The organism is Paenibacillus sabinae T27, assembly GCF_000612505.1.
GTDB classification, from domain to species: Bacteria; Bacillota; Bacilli; order Paenibacillales; family Paenibacillaceae; genus Paenibacillus_AQ; species Paenibacillus_AQ sabinae.
On sequence record NZ_CP004078.1, the window covers coordinates 4,242,726 to 4,264,686 of the forward strand.

At 38.4% G+C, this 21,961-nt stretch carries 32 protein-coding genes and 1 pseudogene; 3 read left to right on the forward strand and 30 right to left on the reverse strand.

Annotated features, from left to right (window positions below; translation table 11 throughout):
* Positions 1–7: 7 nt before the first annotated feature.
* From PSAB_RS19435 to PSAB_RS19545, 24 genes are all read right to left on the reverse strand, one after another.
* Entirely contained in the window at positions 8–298 is a 291-nt protein-coding gene (locus PSAB_RS19435; protein WP_025336254.1) for a putative quinol monooxygenase, read from the reverse strand.
* A gap of 28 nt (positions 299–326) precedes the next feature.
* Complete coding sequence (locus tag PSAB_RS19440) at positions 327–1,493, reverse strand: iron-containing alcohol dehydrogenase (RefSeq protein WP_025336255.1); 1,167 nt, start codon at positions 1,491–1,493, stop codon at positions 327–329.
* A 39-nt stretch (positions 1,494–1,532) separates the two neighbouring features.
* Positions 1,533–2,327 carry an SDR family NAD(P)-dependent oxidoreductase gene (locus PSAB_RS19445; RefSeq protein WP_025336256.1) on the reverse strand — a complete coding sequence of 265 codons (795 nt, stop codon included), beginning with the start codon at positions 2,325–2,327 and terminating at the stop codon, positions 1,533–1,535.
* A 215-nt stretch (positions 2,328–2,542) separates the two neighbouring features.
* Complete coding sequence (locus PSAB_RS26595) at positions 2,543–2,836, reverse strand: GNAT family N-acetyltransferase (protein WP_476739327.1); 294 nt, start codon at positions 2,834–2,836, stop codon at positions 2,543–2,545.
* A 22-nt stretch (positions 2,837–2,858) separates the two neighbouring features.
* Positions 2,859–3,005 (reverse strand): hypothetical protein, encoded by a 147-nt coding sequence (locus tag PSAB_RS26230; RefSeq protein ID WP_226991728.1) that lies wholly within the window; start codon positions 3,003–3,005, stop codon positions 2,859–2,861.
* Positions 3,006–3,114: 109 nt separating this feature from the next.
* Positions 3,115–3,690 carry a hypothetical protein gene (locus PSAB_RS19455; protein ID WP_025336257.1) on the reverse strand — a complete coding sequence of 192 codons (576 nt, stop codon included), beginning with the start codon at positions 3,688–3,690 and terminating at the stop codon, positions 3,115–3,117.
* Positions 3,691–3,745: 55 nt separating this feature from the next.
* Complete coding sequence (locus PSAB_RS19460; RefSeq protein ID WP_025336258.1) at positions 3,746–4,621, reverse strand: phosphotransferase; 876 nt, start codon at positions 4,619–4,621, stop codon at positions 3,746–3,748.
* Positions 4,622–4,687: 66 nt separating this feature from the next.
* Positions 4,688–5,209 (reverse strand): SMI1/KNR4 family protein, encoded by a 522-nt coding sequence (locus PSAB_RS19465; protein WP_025336259.1) that lies wholly within the window; start codon positions 5,207–5,209, stop codon positions 4,688–4,690.
* 35 nt (positions 5,210–5,244) lie between these two features.
* Positions 5,245–6,072, reverse strand: coding sequence for a phosphotransferase family protein (locus PSAB_RS19470; RefSeq protein ID WP_338045088.1), 828 nt, complete (start codon positions 6,070–6,072; stop codon positions 5,245–5,247).
* A gap of 77 nt (positions 6,073–6,149) precedes the next feature.
* Positions 6,150–6,836, reverse strand: a complete 687-nt coding sequence (locus PSAB_RS19475; RefSeq protein WP_025336260.1) for an HAD family hydrolase — start codon at positions 6,834–6,836, stop codon at positions 6,150–6,152.
* Positions 6,837–7,029: 193 nt separating this feature from the next.
* On the reverse strand, positions 7,030–7,551 hold the full coding sequence (locus PSAB_RS19480; protein ID WP_025336261.1) for a hypothetical protein: 522 nt from the start codon (positions 7,549–7,551) through the stop codon (positions 7,030–7,032).
* The gene (locus PSAB_RS19485; RefSeq protein ID WP_025336262.1) at positions 7,548–8,036 is read right to left on the reverse strand and encodes a GyrI-like domain-containing protein; all 489 of its coding nucleotides are present in this window, start codon (positions 8,034–8,036) and stop codon (positions 7,548–7,550) included. The genes PSAB_RS19480 and PSAB_RS19485 overlap by 4 nt, the downstream gene beginning before the upstream one ends.
* A 112-nt stretch (positions 8,037–8,148) precedes the next feature.
* Positions 8,149–8,610 (reverse strand): GNAT family N-acetyltransferase, encoded by a 462-nt coding sequence (locus tag PSAB_RS19490; RefSeq protein ID WP_025336263.1) that lies wholly within the window; start codon positions 8,608–8,610, stop codon positions 8,149–8,151.
* On the reverse strand, positions 8,600–9,172 hold the full coding sequence (locus PSAB_RS19495) for a nucleotidyltransferase family protein (RefSeq protein ID WP_226991730.1): 573 nt from the start codon (positions 9,170–9,172) through the stop codon (positions 8,600–8,602). Before PSAB_RS19495 ends, PSAB_RS19490 begins: the two co-directional genes overlap by 11 nt.
* 55 nt (positions 9,173–9,227) lie before the next feature.
* A complete protein-coding gene (locus PSAB_RS19500; protein WP_025336265.1) occupies positions 9,228–9,755 on the reverse strand; it encodes a hypothetical protein in 528 nt (175 codons plus the stop codon).
* A gap of 87 nt (positions 9,756–9,842) precedes the next feature.
* The gene (locus PSAB_RS19505; protein ID WP_025336266.1) at positions 9,843–10,334 is read right to left on the reverse strand and encodes a GNAT family N-acetyltransferase; all 492 of its coding nucleotides are present in this window, start codon (positions 10,332–10,334) and stop codon (positions 9,843–9,845) included.
* Positions 10,335–10,361: 27 nt separating this feature from the next.
* Positions 10,362–10,823 (reverse strand): hypothetical protein, encoded by a 462-nt coding sequence (locus tag PSAB_RS19510; protein WP_025336267.1) that lies wholly within the window; start codon positions 10,821–10,823, stop codon positions 10,362–10,364.
* Positions 10,824–10,952: 129 nt separating this feature from the next.
* The gene (locus PSAB_RS19515) at positions 10,953–11,405 is read right to left on the reverse strand and encodes a hypothetical protein (protein WP_025336268.1); all 453 of its coding nucleotides are present in this window, start codon (positions 11,403–11,405) and stop codon (positions 10,953–10,955) included.
* Positions 11,406–11,734: 329 nt separating this feature from the next.
* Positions 11,735–11,989: a hypothetical protein gene (locus PSAB_RS19520; protein WP_025336269.1), complete on the reverse strand. Its 255-nt coding sequence runs from the start codon at positions 11,987–11,989 to the stop codon at positions 11,735–11,737.
* 233 nt (positions 11,990–12,222) lie between these two features.
* Positions 12,223–12,591, reverse strand: coding sequence for a hypothetical protein (locus tag PSAB_RS19525; RefSeq protein ID WP_025336270.1), 369 nt, complete (start codon positions 12,589–12,591; stop codon positions 12,223–12,225).
* 248 nt (positions 12,592–12,839) lie between these two features.
* Positions 12,840–13,361: a GNAT family N-acetyltransferase gene (locus PSAB_RS19530; protein ID WP_025336271.1), complete on the reverse strand. Its 522-nt coding sequence runs from the start codon at positions 13,359–13,361 to the stop codon at positions 12,840–12,842.
* Entirely contained in the window at positions 13,342–13,938 is a 597-nt protein-coding gene (locus tag PSAB_RS19535) for an ATP-binding protein (protein ID WP_025336272.1), read from the reverse strand. The genes PSAB_RS19530 and PSAB_RS19535 overlap by 20 nt, the downstream gene beginning before the upstream one ends.
* 138 nt (positions 13,939–14,076) lie before the next feature.
* Positions 14,077–14,472 (reverse strand): hypothetical protein, encoded by a 396-nt coding sequence (locus PSAB_RS19540; protein ID WP_226991731.1) that lies wholly within the window; start codon positions 14,470–14,472, stop codon positions 14,077–14,079.
* Positions 14,473–14,871: 399 nt separating this feature from the next.
* Entirely contained in the window at positions 14,872–15,354 is a 483-nt protein-coding gene (locus PSAB_RS19545; RefSeq protein WP_025336274.1) for a DinB family protein, read from the reverse strand.
* Positions 15,355–15,553: 199 nt separating this feature from the next.
* Here PSAB_RS19545 and PSAB_RS26600 point away from each other — a divergent pair.
* Positions 15,554–15,939: pseudogene (locus tag PSAB_RS26600) on the forward strand (ISL3 family transposase); the annotation flags it as partial.
* 107 nt (positions 15,940–16,046) lie between these two features.
* Here PSAB_RS26600 and PSAB_RS19550 read toward each other — a convergent pair.
* A complete protein-coding gene (locus PSAB_RS19550; RefSeq protein ID WP_144240627.1) occupies positions 16,047–16,379 on the reverse strand; it encodes a winged helix-turn-helix transcriptional regulator in 333 nt (110 codons plus the stop codon).
* 180 nt (positions 16,380–16,559) lie between these two features.
* Between PSAB_RS19550 and PSAB_RS19555 the strand changes: the two genes are divergently transcribed.
* Both PSAB_RS19555 and PSAB_RS19560 read left to right on the forward strand, forming a co-directional pair.
* Positions 16,560–17,333, forward strand: coding sequence for an NAD(P)H-dependent oxidoreductase (locus tag PSAB_RS19555; RefSeq protein ID WP_038596123.1), 774 nt, complete (start codon positions 16,560–16,562; stop codon positions 17,331–17,333).
* Positions 17,334–17,365: 32 nt separating this feature from the next.
* Positions 17,366–17,902 (forward strand): YbhB/YbcL family Raf kinase inhibitor-like protein, encoded by a 537-nt coding sequence (locus PSAB_RS19560; protein WP_025336276.1) that lies wholly within the window; start codon positions 17,366–17,368, stop codon positions 17,900–17,902.
* Positions 17,903–18,606: 704 nt separating this feature from the next.
* On the opposite strand, the gene PSAB_RS19570 is transcribed toward PSAB_RS19560, so the two are convergent.
* The 5 genes from PSAB_RS19570 to PSAB_RS25565 all read right to left on the reverse strand — a co-directional run bounded on the left by PSAB_RS19570 (position 18,607) and on the right by PSAB_RS25565 (position 21,932).
* Complete coding sequence (locus tag PSAB_RS19570; protein WP_025336277.1) at positions 18,607–19,194, reverse strand: GNAT family N-acetyltransferase; 588 nt, start codon at positions 19,192–19,194, stop codon at positions 18,607–18,609.
* A 194-nt stretch (positions 19,195–19,388) separates the two neighbouring features.
* Positions 19,389–19,997 carry a dienelactone hydrolase family protein gene (locus PSAB_RS19575; protein WP_025336278.1) on the reverse strand — a complete coding sequence of 203 codons (609 nt, stop codon included), beginning with the start codon at positions 19,995–19,997 and terminating at the stop codon, positions 19,389–19,391.
* Between the two features lie 256 nt (positions 19,998–20,253).
* Positions 20,254–20,607, reverse strand: coding sequence for a hypothetical protein (locus tag PSAB_RS19580; RefSeq protein WP_025336279.1), 354 nt, complete (start codon positions 20,605–20,607; stop codon positions 20,254–20,256).
* 89 nt (positions 20,608–20,696) lie between these two features.
* Entirely contained in the window at positions 20,697–21,110 is a 414-nt protein-coding gene (locus PSAB_RS19585; protein ID WP_025336280.1) for a hypothetical protein, read from the reverse strand.
* A 267-nt stretch (positions 21,111–21,377) separates the two neighbouring features.
* Positions 21,378–21,932: a hypothetical protein gene (locus tag PSAB_RS25565; protein ID WP_144240550.1), complete on the reverse strand. Its 555-nt coding sequence runs from the start codon at positions 21,930–21,932 to the stop codon at positions 21,378–21,380.
* Positions 21,933–21,961: the final 29 nt, after the last annotated feature.

A 21,961-nucleotide genomic window follows, 5' to 3' on the forward strand; every position in this document is an offset into this window, starting at 1 on the left:
CCAATTATCAATTAACTTCCTGCAGTCGGTATACTTGCCTTGACTCGATAAGATCCTCAGTATTACGCCGGTATTGCTTATAATGGTCAGTCTCAATATGGAAGTTGATAGACTCTTCGTCTTTCCAGATTTCATAAAATACAAAAACGGCTTTATTTTCGATAGATTGATGGAGGACATACTTTATGCATCCCTCTTCTGATCTGGAAGGTGTTACTGCTTTCACTAACTCTTGATACAGAAGCTGCTCTTTTCCCGGTTTTGCTTGAAGGATGGCTGTAATAGAAATAGCGCTCAATTTACTTTCATCTCCCTTCTTAGAAAGATTATAATGATTTTCTTAAAATCGTCTCCACATCGTTTTTATTTAAAGGGACATAGCTTCCAAGGGTTTCGGCTACCATTGCTCTTTCAAGCATTGTGCCGATTTCCGTATCATCGATTCCATAATCGGAAAGCTTCTCAGGGGCTCCCAGCGAAGTCCAAAACTCACGTAATTTTTGAATCGTCTCAGCCGCCACGTCAGAGTCATTTTTGTCCTTGGCATCAATTCCAAAAACGCGAATCCCTAGTTGAGCCACTTTTTCCGGTCTCTTGGAAGCGACAAATTCCATCCAATTAGGGAACAAAATCGCTAATCCTCCGCCATGAGGAATGTCATGAACGGCTGAGACCGCATGCTCGATCATATGGGTCGCCCAATCCGTTTGAACACCCATGGATAGAATGCCATTTAAAGCTAATGATGCGTTAAGCATAATGACTTCGCGGTAATCGTAATTACCCAGATCATTAATTAACTTGGGCGCAGCTTCCATTGTTGTCTGCAGGATGGATTCACCGAACCGTTCTTGCAGCGGGGCATTGGATGAAGCATGAAAGTATTGCTCGAAGACATGGGACATAATGTCTACCATACCGTAGACCGTTTGGTTTTTAGGTACGGAAAAAGTATTTTCCGGATCCAGAACACTGAATTTAGGGAAAGTAAGATCAGAGACAAAAAAACGCTTATCCTTTTCTTCCCAATTCGTAATGACCGAACCGCCGTTCACTTCAGATCCTGTCGCAGAGATGGTCAAAATAGCACCGAAAGGAACGGCTTTTTCCGCTGCTGCCTTATTCGTTACAATATCCCATACGTCGCCTTCGTAGTATACACCTACAGCGATAGCTTTTGCACAATCAATTACACTTCCGCCGCCAACAGCAAGGATAAAATCCAAATTATTGTCTTTGACAAGGTCAATTCCCTTATTCACCGTTGTTAATCGCGGATTGGGTTCTACTCCGCTCAGTTCCACCACATGAACATCTGTAATTTCAGACAGGGCTTTAATCACTTGATCGTACATCCCATTCTTTTTAATACTTCCGCCCCCATATAGAAGCAAAACACGCCGTCCATAGGATGGAATTTCATTTTTAATTTCTTCGACTTGCCCGCGCCCAAAAAGGATTTTCGTAGGATTACTAAATTTAAAGGGGTTCATATGTGTACTCCTCCTTTTCTTTTTGCATCAGCCGCGTTATTACAAAATACTGTGGATAATCCCGCCCTCTACTCTTTGAGCCGCGCCGTTGATGGCTGATGCTTTATCGGATGCAAGAAATACAATGGTATCCGCTACTTCCTCGACTGTGGCATAACGCTGAATCAGAGAAGTCGGCTGGTCATACTTAAAGTAATCTTTGACAAAGGTATCCAAATCTTTTCCATTCTCTTTAGCCAGGTCTGTAATGAAAGTGCCGAATCCTTCCGTCCACGTCGGTCCTGGAAGAACCGAGTTAACCGTTACATTGGTTCCTTTAGCCACTTCCGCCAAACCTCTTGAAAGCGTAATGAGCGAAGTTTTAGATATACCATAAGGAATGAGTTCTGGATAGGGTTTAATTCCCGCTTCACTTGCAACGTTAATGATTCGTCCCGCATTGCGTTCAATCATCTTGGGCAGGAATGCTCTGGATAAACGAACAGCGCTCATCACATTAATTTGGTAATATTCCAGCCATTCCTCATCCGTCACATCAACAAAAGGCTTTACGGTAAAAACACCCGTATTATTAATCAAGACATCCAAATCTCCGATTGCGTTCACTTTATTGATGAGTTTCTCGCATTCCGCTTTATCGGCAACATCTGCGGCAATTCCATAAACCGTTCCGAGTGCCGAGAGTTCTTTAACCGTTGCTTTAACATTTTCTTCAGAGCGACCGTTAATAATAACTTTGGCGCCTTCTTTCAAAAAGCTTATGGCTGTTCCTTTACCAATCCCCGCCGTCGATCCTGTAATCAACACTAATTTATTTTTCAAGTTCAATTCCATAACCATTCTCCTTCGTGTCATTATGTACCCGTCAAGTCCATAGCCATCAACGACAAGCCAGAGGTCTGACGAATCGCGCGAGCTGTAAATAGTTCCTGTACAAACCGAAACTTAAGTACACTTGGTTTTGATGAGTATGTGCTATTATAGTTCTAATGGGCACGAATGGAAAGTAGGTACTTTTTAGTAATATAGGTACTAAAAGGTGCCTTGTGTTAGGAGATTTCCTTCTTCTCAAGATACATCATCGTCAATTTCTCATTTATGACTTGCGACTTAAAAATCTTGTATCCTTTCTTGCCGTACAAATAAAGATTCTTCTTACTCTTATGCCCTGTAAATAACTCAAATCTTCTGTATTCCTTAAACATCTGTTCGACTTCACGAAGCAACCTGGAGCCAATTCCCCTATTCTGAAAATCCGGATGAACAATTAGCCTTCCAATATTACAAGTATCCCCATTAACAAAAGCTCGTACAGAGCCGGCAATAATATTTCCCTCTACCATCGCTTTCAGTAAAGTCTGTGTTTCATATTCCGATTTCAGTTCCTTCTAATGTCTGCCGCAGCGGTTGAATCGTGTAATCATTGTATATCGCCGCTTCAACCACAAAAGCCTTACGCTGCAACTCTAAAATCTCTTCGAGATCCGCTTCTTCTGCTTGCATAATAAGCATGGTTTGATTCTCCCTTTATTTATAAAAATAAATCATATACTCTTCATCTTATCCCTGGCCTCTCCATATGAACTGCCATAGCATCTAAGTCTTTCTGTTATGCGAAGAATTATTTTCTAGAATACTCATACAAAATCATCCCCGAATACCTTACATTAAATCCGTTTCGAATTCTCTCATATTCACTTGGATCAATTCCGAAGGAAAAATCAGAACCCGGTCCATATCCGGTCTGACCTATTTGAATCTGGCTTCCACGGAGATTGGTTAGCTGGAAATCCTCTGGCGACCCTTTCGTTGTATACGTACCGTCATCATTTAACAACATGTTGTATAGAAACTTTCCCTTTTTGTAGTTCAAATCATAAGTAGTATGGAAACTAAAATAGATATCATTGCCGCGATTCCACACTTGTTGGAGTATGATATTGGTGTTGTGGCTTTCTGCAGTCTTAATATTCAGGTTTTGTGGTTTTTCCGTCTTGAAAGGAATCCATTCAGGTTTAATAGAAAGATCGAGCTTTACAGCAGCATCCTTTTTGGTGATAGCATAATGATTCCGCTCCAAAATATTCTGTATTATTCTTTGATCTCCAAAATGATCGCTATAATATTCATAGCCTTGGTAACCCCCATATAAAAGAAACGAAATGACTAAGATAACGATTAATGATCTCTTTTTCATTGGTTGTTCCTTTCTACAGCCTTGGCAATACGTATATTTCACCTTTTATTCTAATTCATTGAGTTTTCTTACAAAGCTCTTTCCAATGTTCCCATGCCTTTAGATATTCAGATAAATCATTTGGATGGTGTTTTAAACTAAGCCCCACTCGGCAATATAGCTGTACTGAAACCTCATCAATCAATCTTACTTTGTCAATGCGTCCTTGTTTAAGATTATCAAATGCTGCATATAAAGTATCAATATTAATATCGTCGGGAGAAGAACAAAAAGCGTAAATAAAATCATAAATTATTGGTCCCACCATAGGTGATGGATCAATTACACCAATTAAACTGAATTGATCAAATACAAAATTATGTACCCCTGTATCTCCATGCAATAAATATTTTTCTCCTTGTCCTATTTCCTCTCCAAATAATTTAATAATCTGTGATTTAGCAAAGATATAGTCATCCGTTGTTAAAACATTTCCAATGTTGACTCTAGCTTCCTCCACACTTATTTCATTGAATTCCCTCCAAGAACGAAGAAGATACTCTAATCTACCCCAAGTGTCTGTATGTTGATATTTGTTGTATTTATTGAACAATTCATTCACTAGTATGGTTAACCATTTTTTCTTTGATCCACGGTTAATATGAGTTGTACCCTTGATGTAAGTGTAAATAAAATGTGATTTATCTTGAGCGGTAAAAAGAATATTTGGTAATAGCACCGAACTTTGATAAGTATTGAGAAATTGTTCGACCATTTGGATTTGATTGGGTTCGTCAAATTTCAATATATAATTATTGTTTTGACTGGAATCAAGCCTATAAACACGGCCACTGGTTGTTCCAGACAACCTTTGAATTTTTACGATCTCTTCATTGACAAGATGCAATTGAAATATTCTATTAATTTCTTGGATAGTAGGTTCAGTTATCATTCGTTCTTCTCCTTATTCCCTAGTAAAATCGAAATTTCTCATATAAACTCTACTCCTCACGATCTCCTATGAATCATATTCATACGCATCACCTATTCGAACAAAATCTCTTAGCCAATACAAACTGTCACTTGTTTTAGTCGTTGTTTCTAACAAATTAGATAGAAATTCCAAAAAAGTTAAAGCAATAATTTCACAACTTCCTGCTACAGCATGGGTTTCATGAAAACTATCATAACAACGACCACACCGATCTTGGTCAAAGTCAATTGTGACGTATTCTGTCTCATCGTATTGGGCGACTACATACCACTTCATAGAAATATCGTTTTCTTCATTGAGTAAAAGTTCTTCGTATGCCTCTTCCCCAAGAATGACCAAATTTGCAGGTAGAACCTCACTAGGCTTTAGAATCTCAATAGGTCTTGCACTATCAACAAATAAGGTTCCACCTCCACATAATCGATAAAACTCTATCAGTTCTTGAGGTATATCAATCTTATCCGTTAGTTTCGGTAAGCTACTTGGTTCAAAAAGTATACAATCACTTCTTCTTTTAAGTGTTTTTACAAGTTCTCCTATGTTCATTCCTTTTCGTCCTTTAGTCATATTTTTTTTGCTATTCACCAACCACCATATGGACTTATATCTTTTGCTGTAAACAGATGGTTAAGATGCCATGATACATCATTATTTTCATATCCGATCAGTGCCCATCTAATTGACGAGACATTGGCATAAAACCTGAATCTATCGATAAATGAATCAATACCTGTATAATACTTACTTAATTTATTGATGAATCCCTCTCCCAATGTATCAAGAATAACACTAACATCATGAGCAGGATCGCCATAACCTGAAACACCAAAATCAATAACCCCGATAACTTCATTCAATTCCTCAAGGATGTGGTAGGGAGCTAAATCTCCATGTATTAAGGTTGGGGTGTAATCAAGAAAATTCGTGTGATTAAAAATGGGATTAAAGATATCTCGAACGCAATCGATGACATAGCTCTTCATATGGGGAAATAGTTTTGTTTCAATTCTTGAAAATAAATCTAAATAGGAGTACCTAGTTCCATTACCAGGAAACGCATTGATTCTATTTTCGCTTATTGTGCTCATCGGGATGGAATGCAGTTGAGATAAAAAAACGCCCAATTGTTGAGCTATCTGCTCTTGAACGTCTTCGCTTAATTTCAGGATATTTCTCCGATAAATAGGTTTGCCTTTTATGTAGGTATACTTCGATACCCCTTCATCAATCATGTCTAAATCCGGCACAGTCAAATCAACGAATGGTTTAACCATTTGAAGCACCTTGTATTCGTTATGTAGGAGGCTTTTACTAAAATCGTGTTTGGCAAAACGAAAAACATCCCTATCATTGATTATAATCACATCGTTATGGAGACCATCCGTTAAGTTAGAGTTGATTTTTTGTATTTCTTATCCGGGTATTTTTCTTTAATATATTTTATGTATTCTAACTTTCTCTCTTCCATGGAATTCCTCCTGAGTTATTAATATAATTTCTCTATCTCATGAAGTTCTGAAATCGTTACATCTTGTCCCCAATCTATATCTAATCGTTCCCGATTGATGAGTATCCCTTTCATCCCCAGTAGCTTAGCCCCCACAATATCCTTTCTTTCGTTACCCACGTAACTCATCTGTTCAGGGTGACATCCCAGTTGATTGGCCAGTTGGATGAAGCCTTCACTCCGCGGCTTTCTGTAGCCTACCTCTACCGATGTAATCAGAACGTCCACGTACTGCTCAAATCCCTTAAGATCTTTCATCACTAATTCTCTAGACATGCCATAGGGTACGTCGGTAAGAATTCCGATTTTTATGTTTCGTTCTTTTAGATATTTCAATAAAGGGAATGTGTCGTCAAATATGTCTGACCCTGCCTGAAAAAAACTAAAGAACGTATGGATCATTTGCTTAATATCCTTATTTGTTCCCCATTCTTGGAGGATTTCTTGAAAAATATCAGTATCCTTTACTTCATAATCTCTAGGATTAATTCTCGTATTGAACTTTTTTAAAATTTGGGCTGCGGCTTCTATTAACTCGCCGTTATGATCCATACCCATATCCTGCAAAAGCTTTGTGAGCGCCTTTTCATAGAGGTCGGTCCAACTGGCCTGAACATTGCGATAAAAAATCAACGTATCCCCTAAGTCGAAGCCAATTGCTTTCATGCAGACCCACCTCCAAACTTACTTTCTTTCATTGCTTTTGTTTATTTCACTCCACAACAAATCAAGTCGGTTTATAATCCTCTCATCGTTCTTCAACTTTTTCCTAAGAGACTGATCTATACTGACTAGCCCAAAAATGACTATTATCATGAAAAAAATAGATATCATTATGATCTCACCTTCCAACAATGCATCAATGATTATTAGCATCCGAACTATATATCATTTCGCCTTTATCATTAAATATTTCTACTATAGCCTCTGAGGAATTGGTCAGCTTTCCAAGGGGATGGTCGACAATATAAGCTTTCTCATTGTGCATAATCTCTTCAACCGAAATTCCGTCTGCAAAGGTTATTTTCATTTTGTTGCCGTGCTCCAATACATCATTTCGATGAATGAAAACCCCAATAAAAGGGGTTTCCTGTGTAACAGCCGTTATATCTATCCGGTCAGGCCCCCCGCTCCATGAGCTTCCTACATACTGAAATTGGTTATCCGCTGTTATGGACAAGGTGTAAACAGAGCTGTCGCCTAGAATAATGGCATGATCCTTGTATTTTTTTACTGCTAGTGCTTTAACTCCTTCTATACTTAAAAAACGTTCCAATTCCTGATCTGTAGGTGTTCTCACATGAATTTGCTGATTCCCATGGGCTGCACAGCCGGTTACAATCACTAATCCAATTAACAATAAAATGATCTTCGTGATCATTTGTCATAGATTCTTTCTATCGGAAAATACAAATTTAAATCTCCAATTTCTTCGAATGGATTGTAGTATTCATGCACGGCTCCCACGATTGAATAATTATGATTGGGAATGTACTCATTAACCATGTATTTGAATTTATCCCGGTATGTATTCTGATTGCATTTCATTACCGCGAACTTATATGAAGGGATTATCCATTTAGTCCAGCCGCTTGGAGCTACCGAGTCATTCAAAACTTCACAACCAGCCAGATACTTCCCCTGCTCTGTCCAACGTTCAAATCTCTCGGAAACATCACTCATTGCTCCCCAAATCCCAACCAGGTTACCTGCACTGTCTTTCTTGGCTAAATTACTAATTTCACTAAAATTTTGATTGGCTTCTTGCCACAGCTTTGGAATCCACTCTGTACTTTTGGATGAAAGTCCCTGTCCCATTTTTCCGATAACGGTAAAAGATTGTTTTTCTTCAATGTGTACCTCCATGAACCATCCTCCTAAGTTAACTTAGCCTCATCGGGTTGTTGGCTCCCTTAACTTATTTTACACTTTATCCCGCTCTTGTGTATCAATATGGTAATAATTCATAGATTTCCCTTTAAGCCCTGTTCTTTAACAAATATGTTCTTGGATAAAACCCATACTTCTCATAAAATTTCAATGCTTGTTCATTTCCGAATAAAACAGATAGGCAAATATTATGAATTCCGTTGATCTCAAACCAATCAAGTGTCCGTTTCATTAATGCATTTCCAATGCCCATACCTCTAAAATCATCTATGATAAAAATCGAATCGATCTCTCCCTGTTTCATTTCATTAATCGAACTAATGCAATATCCTAATAACCTCTTCTCTACCGCGTCGCGAGCTAATATGATCTTTAATTTTCCTTGTTTAGACTTGTTGAGTAGATCTCTTGATCGTTCTTCAAACGTATTTTTTGATATTTGCTCTGAAAAGTGTGTGGGCAACGAAGCATGGCGATCTCTAAGCCGTTCCCATAAAGGCTGGACTAATTCAAAAGCGGTTTGGTCTGTCTCAAGATACTCAATCTTCAAAGAAATCACCCTCTTCTTCAATCAATCTTAGTTTAGGCCAGAGTTCAAGCCATCTCTTGCTTTGTACCCTTTTGTAAAAATAGTCTTCGTCCTTATAAAATGGACTTCTTCTAATTACCAAATCGAATAGATCATTCAATCCATGAGGCGCAATGATTTCAATGTTCTGATTTCTACCCAAACTTATCCCAACGGACGTTGCGGTTTCCGGCCACCGCTTCATTGCGTCCTCCACTGAATCATAAGGATTGTCCTGATTTCTTATATGCATTCTCGCCTGATTCTTACAGCTCCAGTTATATTCTTGCAATTTAGCCTTTAATAACGCTTCAAATTTCTTTTCTGATTCTTCGCTCAGGTCACTCGGATCATAGTAAAGGATATCCACATCGTTCAGTGGAGTTCGACTAGAATATCCATGCAAATCATCCCACACATAATTTCTCACATATCCAGCCGCAATCCACCAATTCGGTAGTTCGAGTTGCCGGACCAATTCAATATCCCTATTCAAAAAATCATATGTACGCATAATTTTGATAAGTCGTTCTACAAGCATCATTTGATCCACCTATCTACAAAAATATCTTCGATCTCTCGCATAACGTTCCCGATGTTCACGTACTTGCTATTGACTCAATGGTTTCAAAGATCCGTGTGTAGACATCCTCAATATTCGAGCTGCTTAATTTGTCATTGTATAACCCGTAACCCCAATGTTGAATTTTATTATGATTTTGAAAGAAACCAGTGGCATACGTATCGGATGAAAGGTCTGGAACTTCGTCGTATGACAGTTCTTCGTCTGTAAAGGGCAGATAGGACTTCTTAGATTGAATAAAGAAAAATGGTAACCTTGCGCTTTTATAAATTTTTGCGTACTCTTGGCCGGCCGCTTCGGGCAGATTTTCTTTGGTAATGAAAACTGCGTCATATTCAGACAGGGAATGTAAATCCTTTAGTTGAGTAAAAGTCATCTTTTTAAAGCTTACATTTCCTTCTCTTATTGTAGGAGGTTCTCCTATGATACCGATAACTATATGCTTGCCTTTGTACTCTGGCGTATCAATAACATCTGAAGTACAGCCAGGTAAAACACACAACATAAACAACAACAGAAGAAGGATTGTAGAAAATTTGTTCAAATGATTAAACTCCTTTCCGGTACTAACTACTGATGCGGAAATTCGGTGTTAGCCGATGCCGACAAAAATAACCCCTCATTTACTCTTTTATGGCTTTGTGCTAAATGATTGAACATACTTCTTTACATCATCCCTAAATATTTCAGTGTATTTACTTTTTGTATAATCCTTTATCACTTTTCTCCAAAACGATATTGCAGGAGTATTAGTCGCCATCTGGACTATTTTCCAGTTCGCTTTGTACAACTTAAATGCTTGGATTGCTGCTGCATGCCCGATACCCTTTCTTCTGTATTTCTTCATAACCATAAAATCATAAATAACATGTGTTGGATCTGGATCTACATCTAAATTCTCAAGAAGCACAATTACGAATCCGGCGATCCTTCCGGATGTCTCTATAAAATAAGGATGCCATCTATGATCTCCTTCCCAAAAGAAATCAATATTCACATCAAACTTTCCCTCTTTATTGATATCCTGGTTTGTGAACTCGCTAAAATCGTAATAGTACAACTGATATAGATTCAACAGTATGTTTTTTTCTTCTTGTTTTACTGGAACAAGTTTAATCTCCATAGTGTCCTCCAATTCACGAGCTGAAAATTAGGAGTAAAAATATCTTATTTTCCTCGTTTCTTTCTTCTTCACTTTATATTTCTTACATATGTAGCTCCCTATAGTTACTCTTCCGTCTGTATAATTTGATGGTATTTTTATCGTTTTTCCATTTTTCAAATGCAATCTATATTCATCTTCTTCGGGGGAGGCTATGTTGATTTCTATAGTGCCAAATTTTTTCACGCTATAAAATTCTATTAAATCTATTTCGAGAATATCAATTTCTAAGAGTCTATAGCCAAAAAAGTATTTGGTCACTGTGCCGTTAGACACTAGATAACTGTTGCCGATAATAGCCAGAAGGGCTGCAATAGAAGGTATTAAAAAAACTGCTGCCACCTTTATGCCGGCGAAATATATCCCTGCTGCATTGAATATCAATAAAATAACTCCGAGAAAGACCTTGGCGAAAATGCTTCTTTGAAATTTCATTATTGGATGCCCCATCAATACTTTCTCCGATCCAATAGTAATCCCCACGCTATTTTAGCCCGAATTCTAGTAGCCTTGGTTGATATTAGGGTCGGCAGCATGAATGTTATGAGATGCTCAGCTCTTCTATAAGTTACTATGGAATCATTTAGTTATTCCATATCTTTGTTGTTTCCCCATCCACTGACTTACTTCTCTCCAACTTACCTTTTTTGCTGCAATCCAGTTCACGCCATAATTAGTCTCTTTTCCTGGAGTCCAATTTTTATCGTCTGCCCAGTAAAATAGCCCCGCCTTATATAAAAGTGTTCCATCATAAATAATTGAATCATAGTTTTCAGTGCTCGGTGTAATACTTAATCTTGTCACTTCCTCAAATAAAAGCTCTAAGGCTGAGGGATTCTCCCACTGTCTTTGAAAAAGTGCTCTTATTCGAGTATCCAACTTATCACTTATACTCATCGATAAGTCGAAATCCACATAATGTTCCGTCCACATGTACAACTCTTTTAAGCATGCATCATGAAATCCCCCAAATATATTGATTAATTTATCAATATCTTCTTGAGTGTTTAAAGGTATCCAATTTTCTTTCATTCTTACCCCTTCTTCTAGGCTAAAATTATTCTTTAATAGTTTTATTATTGATTAGCTGAGTTTCATATAAAATAACGTTCTTGTATTCAAGACGTCCCATCAACTTAAGGCTGTGTCAGTAACCGGTCGCACACGGTTAGTCGGCGCGGATGTGTCCGCTGAACTCGCTTCCGTGCCGACCACTTCCGGCAGACCGAGGGCCGAATGGCCCGATGCGTGAAAACAGTGTTAGGCGAGTTACCCGACATCTTCGATTTACTAAAACAGTATTTATCGATCCTTATGTCTCTTATTTCCTTATTCTCTTATTCTGTTATTTCTCTTTTCTCTTACAAGCCTCTAAGAAGAAATAAATCAATATTAATGCCAGCAGCAATTAGAGATATTCCGGTATATAAATTGACTCTCTTATCATTCATTCCTATTCGCTCGCAGGTAGATACTGCTACACCTAAGATCAAGAAAAACAAAATGATTTCAATGTATGATTCAGTCTTTGATAATGTAAAGTTATTATTAATCAATTGAACGATTCCAGAAACAACTCCCAGTGCAAATATAAAAATTGGTATTCTAAGCTTCACTGTCTTTCCCCCATATAAAGTTCACAAAATCTTCGGGTATTTCGTCTAACGTTCTGGTATTCACGAACCCGAGAGGCTTAAAGCCCGTCAGCGCCAGGTCGAAGACTTAGCCTCGCAGGGTTGTCTGCCTTCCAATTGCATTCTCGAAACTTTGTCCTCAGACTCAAGTCGTTAGCCAGCAGCGTGAGTGCTTTGTTATAACTGTCCCCGACTTCGTAGCTGAATCTTCTATTTTAGTTCTTATCAATTCTAGTTATATAAGGTCTTTTAATAAATCCGTCCACTACCTGCTTCGTAGTGATCTCATAACTAATCTTGATCGGCTCACCTTCCACATATTCCTTTAGATCAAAATCTCCTTTCATTCCTAACGTCTTGTCCTGTCCATCGATTGTTATCAAAATGAAATCATCGTCTATCTCGTTTTTATAAATCGCTTTTACATTCTCATATCGTTCAACTGAGATTATATTGCCTATTTGTTCTACTTCCTTTGCTGTATTTGAACTTAAGTTTAATTTTTTATCATTACTACAAGCGGATAATGTTAGTACCACCAACATAGTCGTTAAAATGTAACTAATCATTATTATTTTCTTCATCGAAAACTCCTTTTTTATTAATTTGAATATGTTCACTCGGGGATTTCTGATAACGTTGTTGTGTTCCCGACGCCTCACTAACTTAAGCCCCGATAAGGACAGCCGCGATGTGGTTAGTCGGTACATGTATATCTGCTGAACTCACTTCCTCGAATTTCCTCTTGCAGACTAAGAATCGCTTGCGATCCGCCGCGGGAATACGGTGCTGATGGAGATGACTTATTCGAGTAAAACTTCTGCAGTTTTTCTTAATTGTTCTCATCAAGGCGCTTTGAATATCTCAATTGGATTAGCTCTTTTTCTCTTGTAATTGTTCTTTCTAATCCATCATTTATAAATCCCAAATGCTCATAAAAACACTTTGCACTTGTATTCTCTTTAAGGACCCATAAGGAAACATTAGAATATCCTGCTTCTTGCAGCCTATCAATCCCCCAAAAAATTAGCTTCTTTCCATACCCATTCCCCCAATATCTCTTTAACGTATAAATGTTATAAATCTCTCCATATGTATTATCTAAGTCAGCATCTTTATTCATTCCAAATCCTATATAGCCAGCAGCTTCATTATTTACTAAAAGAATTGCAATAGTTTTAGCATCTTCTAGTAATGCTCTTTTATAGTGTATCTGTCGTTTTTCAATTGAAAAAGCATTTAAATAGGTATCTGGGATAATGCCGGAATAAGTCTCACGATACGATTCTGAACTAACCAAGCCTAGTTGGAACCAATCTTGATAATCCGCCCATCTAATCATCAATTCGCTCATAGCGATCTCCTTTATAACAAGCATATCCAAAAACATTTATTATTTTTTGTATAACAGACTGAACTTGGTTTGATTCTTTAATTATAAATAAGTAATTTGCCTCCCCTTCTTCAGGATCTGATATATTCTCATTTTGTGATTCAGCTATTTGTCTGTTAAGTACTTCGGTAAAACTAGATGCTGTACGAAATATAGTTTTACTGCGCTGATTATTACTCACTCGGTCTTGAAGGATAGCGTCTGGCAGGTCAAAAAACACTAATATGCTTTCAAAGCCTCTATTATGGAAATAACTAAGCAGCTCCGCTCGACCAATACGATTGCGATTTGAATTACAAAGTATTAGATGCAGATCAGTTTTTTGTATAGCATAATCGACTATTGTATTTGTGAGGATATATTTGAAGGTATTTGACCCTTGTACCGGACGTAATGACTTATAGTAAGTATTTATGAATTCAGCATGGTTATCTTGGTCAATTACTATTGAATTTTTTAATTGTTGTTCTAACTCTCTTGCAAAAGTGGTTTTACCACTATGAGTCTTACCAACTGTTATAATTACCCGTCGTTTCAATTTTAATCCCCATTCTATCCGGTTTAGCATCAAGCAACAGGACATTGCGTTTGAGTCGATTATTATATTTTTTTGGGTCAGATCTTTCACCTAGTAAGTGCCGCCGAAACCTCTTCTGCAGACCTAGAGCGTCAGCCCTCAGCGTGAATGCTGTGTTTTGTGATGTCGTTGCATTCTTGAGTCAGCTAACAAATACTCTTCAATGTGTTCCAATATTTCTTGCTTGTTCCTTGTTATTATTCTCTTATCCTCATATTCTTTTGTAATCTCTAGTATCTGCTGCATACCTTCCTGATCGTATCCACGATTATATATAAATAGCATTTGATATAAATTCTTTACAGTTTGTTTGTAATTGCATTGTTCTATTCCCATTCTTGTCTTTATAAATCTTTGTATTACTCTTAGATTACGAATGTATCTATTAGGTTGAAGAATAAATATTAAGTCAGCTTTCCTAAAACTCTCCTGTCCCCATTTATAATGAGCTCCTTCAAGTATCCAATTTCCATTATGTATGATTTCATCTAACATTGAATCTCTTACCTCTATTGGAAATCGTAAATTCACAGCGCTCCGATCCCATACAAGATTGTCCATTTCATAGTGATTTATTCCATACTTGTCCGAAAGTTCTCTTGCGATGTAGGACTTGCCGCTACCACAAGCCCCTATTATACGAATTTTGATTTTCACTCACCACCTGGAATCACATTCTAAAAAACATTTGCAATGATATCAGACAGCGTTCTTGTGTTCCCGACCCACCACATAAAAGGAAGCTCAGAGCCAGATCCCAGCTAGCTCCCGACCAGGCGCGACTGCGCGGAGTGTCGCCTAATTTCCTCGAAGTCCCCCTTGGCGACAAAAGGCCGTAAGGCCCGATGGGGGAATGCGGTGTTATCGGATGTTTTTTCCCTCTTCGAATACTTATTAGATTCTCTTCTTAGGAACTGATGTTGTAACATACTCTCTGTCCTTTATCATCTTCCCAATATAAAACACTTGTCCCATATGTTCTGAAAAGTGTGTCGCACACTGTATCAATACATCCAAATTCGTTCTTTCCCTGTCTCGCTCCAATTGTGTTTTCTTAAATGTTTCTTCTGTCATGCTCTTTGTCGTTTGAATTAATTCGAGCAACGATTCATTCGTTATTTGAATCAACTCTTGTTTCGTCCTATAAAGTTCTTCAAATTCTTCATCTCGATTTCGTGTGAGATCTTTATTATTAATTCCTTTGCTAACTCTTTCATTAATATTGCCACTAATATGGACTATTAAGTTCGCTATGCTGTTACTAGATTCATTAGGCCGCCAATTGACCTGTTCATCGCTTAACTGCTCTAAAACCAATATTACCCTTCTCTGGATCTCCTCGAATTTCGCTATCAAAATGCCTTTTACCACATCCATGAGATCACCCATCCTTATCGGATAAAATCCACAAAAAAATCTGCAATCTTCATTGCAGACGTAGTAGTTCAAGGTTGTATAAATCAATATTGAATTTGCCTTTTATTAATATATCTAGTCCTAGTAATCCGGCTCAAAACCGAAATTAGTGGTTGAAAATAAAAAGATCCGGCATCTGAATCTCTTAGGCAAAAGATGAGACCATCTTTCTGAAAAAAGCAAAATCCAGCTGAATGTCCTGCTGGCCTTATCTCCTCTGCTGCGCAAGGTTTGGGAATGGAAAGAAGCTTTTTCCCACTGATATGGGTACTCTCCAAATGTTCGGGTAGCCACTCAGGGCTTTCATCGTTGGCTTCAGCAAGGCGAGCACATCGATCATGAATCCGTTCAAAGCATTTTGAAAACGATGTGTAATTGGCAGAATGAAATCATTAATTACCATCTTGTCGGTGGACGAATGCAACAGTAGAAGGCCGCCACAATCGCATTAAAGCCTATCAGCGGAGACATTATTTTACTCGTAATCGCGTTTGCTATAAGGCCGGTATTTTAATCGAATGCAATCGGCATCGCTTATCTGGCTGAAGATATCAACCACTGATTTTTAGATTGAGCCGGAATTCATATTGAAAAAAATGTATCAGCAAGCGTGACGCCGTTTATGCCTATCTCTGGACGGGTGTTTGTAGTCATCATTCTCCTGTTTCACCTCTTATATCATCAATCCTAACTTGGTAAGTCTCCCCCCAATTTAACATAGCCAGAATTATCGGCTTCAACGTTGTCCCGAATTCAGTCAGCGAGTATTCCACTTTAGGGGGTACCTGTTTATAAACTTCGCGGTGAATAATACCGTCCCGTTCAAGCTCGCGGAGCTGCAAGGTAAGCATGAATTGCGTCATTCCCGGATAGAGACGCCGGAATTCATTGAATCTTTTAGGACCATCTATAAGATGATATAGAATGATCGCTTTCCATTTCCCCCCGATAACATCCAAAGTTGTTTTAACAGGACAACCTGTCATGCTCGGATTCACGTCGTACTTTTTTCGATCGCCCAAAGCCCTCATCCCTTCAATAGTTTGATTTTTAATACTATATAATAAAATTATGCGTACTTTTCTAAATCCAATATATACTTTATTATAACACTCATACGGCACCTAATAAAGCGTCGTTAGCCAATACAAAGGGAGAGTGAAGTCATGTCAAAGAAGGTTTTGATCGTTTATGCGCACCCCGAGCCCACTTCGTTAACTAGCCAGTTCGTTGAGGCGGCTGTGCAAACACTTCAGGAGCAAGGGCACGAAGTCATGTTGTCCGACCTATACGGCATGAACTGGAAGGCCGTGTTCGATGAACACGACTTCCCGACCCGAGCTAATCCCGACCGATTGTCGTTCACAACAGAGTCGGGTAACGCCTATTCGACTGGCCAACAAACCGCAGACGTTGTATCCGAGCAACAGAAGCTGCTTGCCGCCGACGCGTTGATACTGCAGTTTCCGCTTTGGTGGTTTAGCATGCCGGCTATTCTCAAGGGATGGGTGGAACGGGTGTACGCTTATGGCTTCGGTTATGGCTACAATGGAGAAGGTAATCGCTATCGCTACGGCGATGGCGGCTTGAAGGGCAAGCGGGCAATGCTGTCAGTGGCCGTCGGGGGGCCGGAGAAAGACTATTCACCGCGAGGCATCAACGGACCGCTGGAGCAGCTGCTATTCCACGTCACTCACGGCATGCTCTTCTACCCCGGCATGGATGTGCTGCCTATCCATGCGGTTTACGGGACCGGTCGCATGACTGCAGCCGACATAGACGTGGCGAAGACAGCCTGGCGCTCACGTCTCGAACATCTCTTCGATGAGGAACCCATCCCCTTCCGGCGTCAAAACGGCGGAGACTATCCGGACAGACACGTGCTCGCAAGCGATATCGCTGTTGGACAGACCGGATTGACGGCTCACATTGCAGAATAGCACGGCGCATAACGAAAAAGGGAGGAATTTTAGTGAGCAACAATCCGTTTGCAGGTTTACCGGAGGTTGCAGCTTTTCAGGTGACGAGTAAAGATATTTCAGAGGGCCTTCCTCTATCGCGTGAACATTATTCGGGAATTTTTGGAGTGGAGGGCGGAAAAGATCTTTCTCCTCATTTGAAATGGGCGAATGCACCGGAGGGGACGAAGAGTTTCGCTGTAACGGTATATGACCCGGATGCTCCGACTGGCTCGGGTTTTTGGCACTGGGCGGTCATTAACATCCCGGTGGATGTAATAGAACTACCAACTGGAGCAGGCGATGAGATAGGTAACGGTTTACCGCAGGGTGCCTTGCAATTGCCTAACGATGCGCGAGCCGCACGCTTTATCGGTGCAGCGCCCCCGGCAGGGCACGGTCCTCATCGTTATTTTTTTGTAGTTCATGCTCTGGATGTAGAGAATATTGGCGTCGACTCTAACTGTACACCTGCATTCTTAGGTTTTAATATGCTAAGCCATACATTAGGAAGAGCTGTACTCATGGTGACAGCAGAGATCGATAAATAGAGTTGTTCGTGAGTAACCAAAAGAACCTTCAAACCCACCATGTAGTGGAGATGAAGGTTCTTTTTTGAGGCGCGAAACGTTTTTTAAAGAGGCTGATCAACCCATTAAAACATCATCTATAATTTCTTGATTATCTTTTTCTTTAGAATGAAGAATGTCGAACTTCACGAATTGGTTTGGGAAAATTTGTTGTACTTCTTGCCATTTCACATTTGATCCCTCCAAACGTTTTATTGTATCATTTATTGGATTTGTTAGCTTTAGAAGCAGCAGGAATATGGCGTTATTTGACATACTAAATCCAGTGTACAGCTGATTTAACTTCCTCTAATCCCCACTTACTCATCTACTTTTTTCTAGAATATAAACTTAAATAAAGTGAACCTAGACTTATAAAAATTACAAACAATGGTATCCAGACTACTTTTTCTTTTTGAAATATTACATTTATTAAAAAAGTCAAAGAAACAAGATAAAATAAACAACTAGCCAGAAGAAAAAGTCTTTTTTGTTCCATCTTTAATTGTCCTTCCTATGATTATTAAGATTCCGAGTCCTTCCCATAACGTTTAGTTTTTACGACGTCGATCTTCCTTAGATAGCTCCTATATTAGGAAGATCGATGTGTCCAGTTGCTCTGACGTTCAGCGTAATCTCTTCTACTGGACCAAGACCGGATGGCCCGAAGCGTGAATATATTGTTATCAGATGTCTGGGCTATCTCTGAATCCACTCTCAAAATCATCTCTTATTATTGAATACATTGCTAAATCTTGAAACTCATTCTTAGCCCAAATATGTCTTCTTAATATGCCTTCATACTTCATTCCTGTTTTCTCCATAACTTTGGATGAACCTAGGTTACTTGGCAGACATCTAGCCTCTATTCTAATCAATTCAAGATCTTTAAATCCAAACTCAATAATTCTTCTTATCACCTCGGTCATTATTCCTTGATTCCAATACTGATTTGATAACACATATCCTAATTCAGCTCTGCGATTATTATTATCCCATGAAACAAAACTACAGCTTCCAATTATTCGTCCGGACTCTTTGAGTTCAATTCCCCATGGGCCAACCTTCTGTGTAGCATAACGATTTATCACAAAATCAATAAATGCTTTGGTATCCTCAATACTTTTGTGAACATCCCAAACTGTATAACGGGAAACTTCTGGAACAGTACAGTAACTAGCAATATCATTTAGATCTGAATATTCAATAGGCCTTAAAGTTGCTCTCTTAGTTGCTAGTTCAGGAAAAGGTTCAAAATGTTCTTCAAGCTTCATTTGATACCCCTCCCAAAATAGTCTTGCCCAGGTTTCAGATAACGTTCTTGTGTTCCGACGCCTCAACAACTTAAGCCCCGTTAGGGGCGGCCGCGGCGCGGTTAGTCGGTGCAGGTGTGTCGGCTGAATCCACTTCCTCAAAATTCCTCTTGTTGACCAAGGGGCGTAGGCCCCGCAGCGGGAACACGGTGTTATCAGATGCCTGTGCCATCTTCGATTCGCTTAAGAAAATCAATGCTAATCTCTATACAATCCCTATATTCTTTAGATTTATAGTTTTTGTAGAAAGGATTCATAAATCCATGTTCAGCTTCAATAATTTCTACTACAGTTTTCTTCTTAGTCTTTAGTTTTGTTTCTAAATCTAATACATTAAATGACTTCTCATTACTTGAAAAGAATAATAAGGTTGGACATCTAGGCTCTATCTTCTCTACATGATTTCTAATTCTCGATCCATAATACCCAATTATTCCACTAACCTCAAATTCACTACTCATCCAAGCAATTGTTGCACCTATACTAAATCCAATAATGTATATCTGATCATACTTCTCTCTATTCACTTTTAACAGTTGCTTAACTTCATGTAATGATTTATTGAAACCAATTTCATTCATATAATAATGATATGCTATATCTTCTTGATCATAAGGAAATGATTCCCTGTGTAATAAATTAGGAGTAAGTACATCAAAACCTTCTTTAATCATCACATCACTGAAAAAATTAATATGATCATTAATGCCATAAATTTCGTGAAGGATAATCACTAAAGATCGTCTTGAAGAATCTATATTCATTGAATTTCACATCTTTCTTATATGATCACTCTTTGTACAGGTTTCCGATAACGTTGTTGTATTCACGACGCCTTACCGACTTAAGCCCCGTTAGGGGTGGCCGCGACGCGGTTAGTCGGTGCAGGTTTGTCTGCTGAATATGCTTCCCCGAATTGCCTCGGGCAGACCAAGGCTCCGTAAGAGCCGCAGCGGGAATACGGTGTTATGTGATGCTCCTCACTTCTTCGAGTAAGCCTCCAAGTCGCCTTTAATCTTGTCAGTCTACTTCTGTCTTGATCTTGATTTGTATATAGTTTTTTGTTATTTGTTGTGTTGAGACTGTAGTCTCGTAATTGTCTTTAATGAATTTGAATCCTGATCCTATTTGTTCTTCGTATTTCCAGCCTTTGTCTTTCATATAATCCTTTAGATTTTCATATCCGTTGCCCTTTATATTCTTTGCCATGAATGTTGCATAATTTTGATTTTCATCTGTCTTTATCATGTCTTTATCGGTTGTTTGTAGTTTAATTATTCCCCAGAGGTTACTTGCTCCATATCTACTAACTGGTAAAAATATTAACACCATAACGATCAAAGTTGATATGAAAAGTAATTTTCCTTGCTTCAATGTTTCACCTACTCACTGTTTTCATATGTCTTTGAGGGGTTTCACATAACGTTGTTGTATTCACGACGCGCCCCGGCGCTATTACTATATCATCTATTTATTTGTTCATATTTGTTAAGCCATTCCTTACCCGTACTCCATCCTGTTATTATTTGCTTTTTCTCCTTTAATATATCTTCACAAGCTTTAGCCATTATCCATTCTTTCAAACCGTTGTCTTTACTCTGCTTAAGTCCTTTGACTAAATATTCTAAGCCATCATTTCCTGTCTTTATTATTTCATCATACTGCTCTTGATTTGCCTTTATATAATCATTTGGATTACTTGAAATCTGAACTTTCTTGTTTGTAATAATTGTTTCTAGGTTTGTATTAAGCTGTTTCCCTATTATAGTTTGGTTTTTTCTTTCGATTTCTTGATCAATTGTTTTGTTGGATTGACATGCCGCCATTATTGCCAGACATATCGTAGCGAACAAATATTTTATTAATTTGCCTCTCATGAATTTACTCCCATCTGATATTTTTTTCGGTTTTTGTTTGTTGGTTTTTATATCTTCTTTGCTGACCTTTCTGAAAACGTTCTTGTATTTTACGAACCCAAGAGGCTTAAAAGAGCGTCAGCGACTGGTTCGAAGACTTAGCCTCGCAGGGTTGTCTGCATGAATTCACTTCGCCGAAATTCAACGGGCAGACCAAGATCGGCGTAGCCAACCGCAGCGTGAATACAGTGTTTTTAGCGCCTTCCTTGATTTACCTAACACTTAATATCATTTTTGTTTTGTTATTCTTCCGCTGAAAAAACCATCCTCATAAATTCCGTTCTTCCATAATACCTCACCATTTTTTTCTATCGCTTCAATCTTTAATGGATCCGATTCATTCATTTCAGGTTGTTCTAAAGTATCAAAGAGAACATACCAATAACGTCCTTGATTTAGGTTGATTACGTAAGCCTGTTTTGATAATGTTCTTTGCTTAACTAAAACCGTAGTAATATTGTCATCATTAATTACTCCCCCAAATATAACAATCGGTATATAGGGTGCATTCAACATCGTCCATGAAAATCCATCTTTTGGATTTGCATCTGCATTTCCAGTAATATTCCAATTATTTATTCTATTTGAGTAGAATGCTGTACGAAATCCAGATTCATCTATTATTAAAGCTATTTTTCCATTATCAACATTTGTACTGTAAAGTAAATGAGTTGATTCGGGAAATGGAACTGACTTCATTAATTGATCAATCGCATTATTAGTTAATGATAAGCACCCAGATAAAGCTGTTACTAAAAGAACAAAAACTAATAAATGCTTCAAGTAAACGCTCCTTTCATTTTTTTATTTTT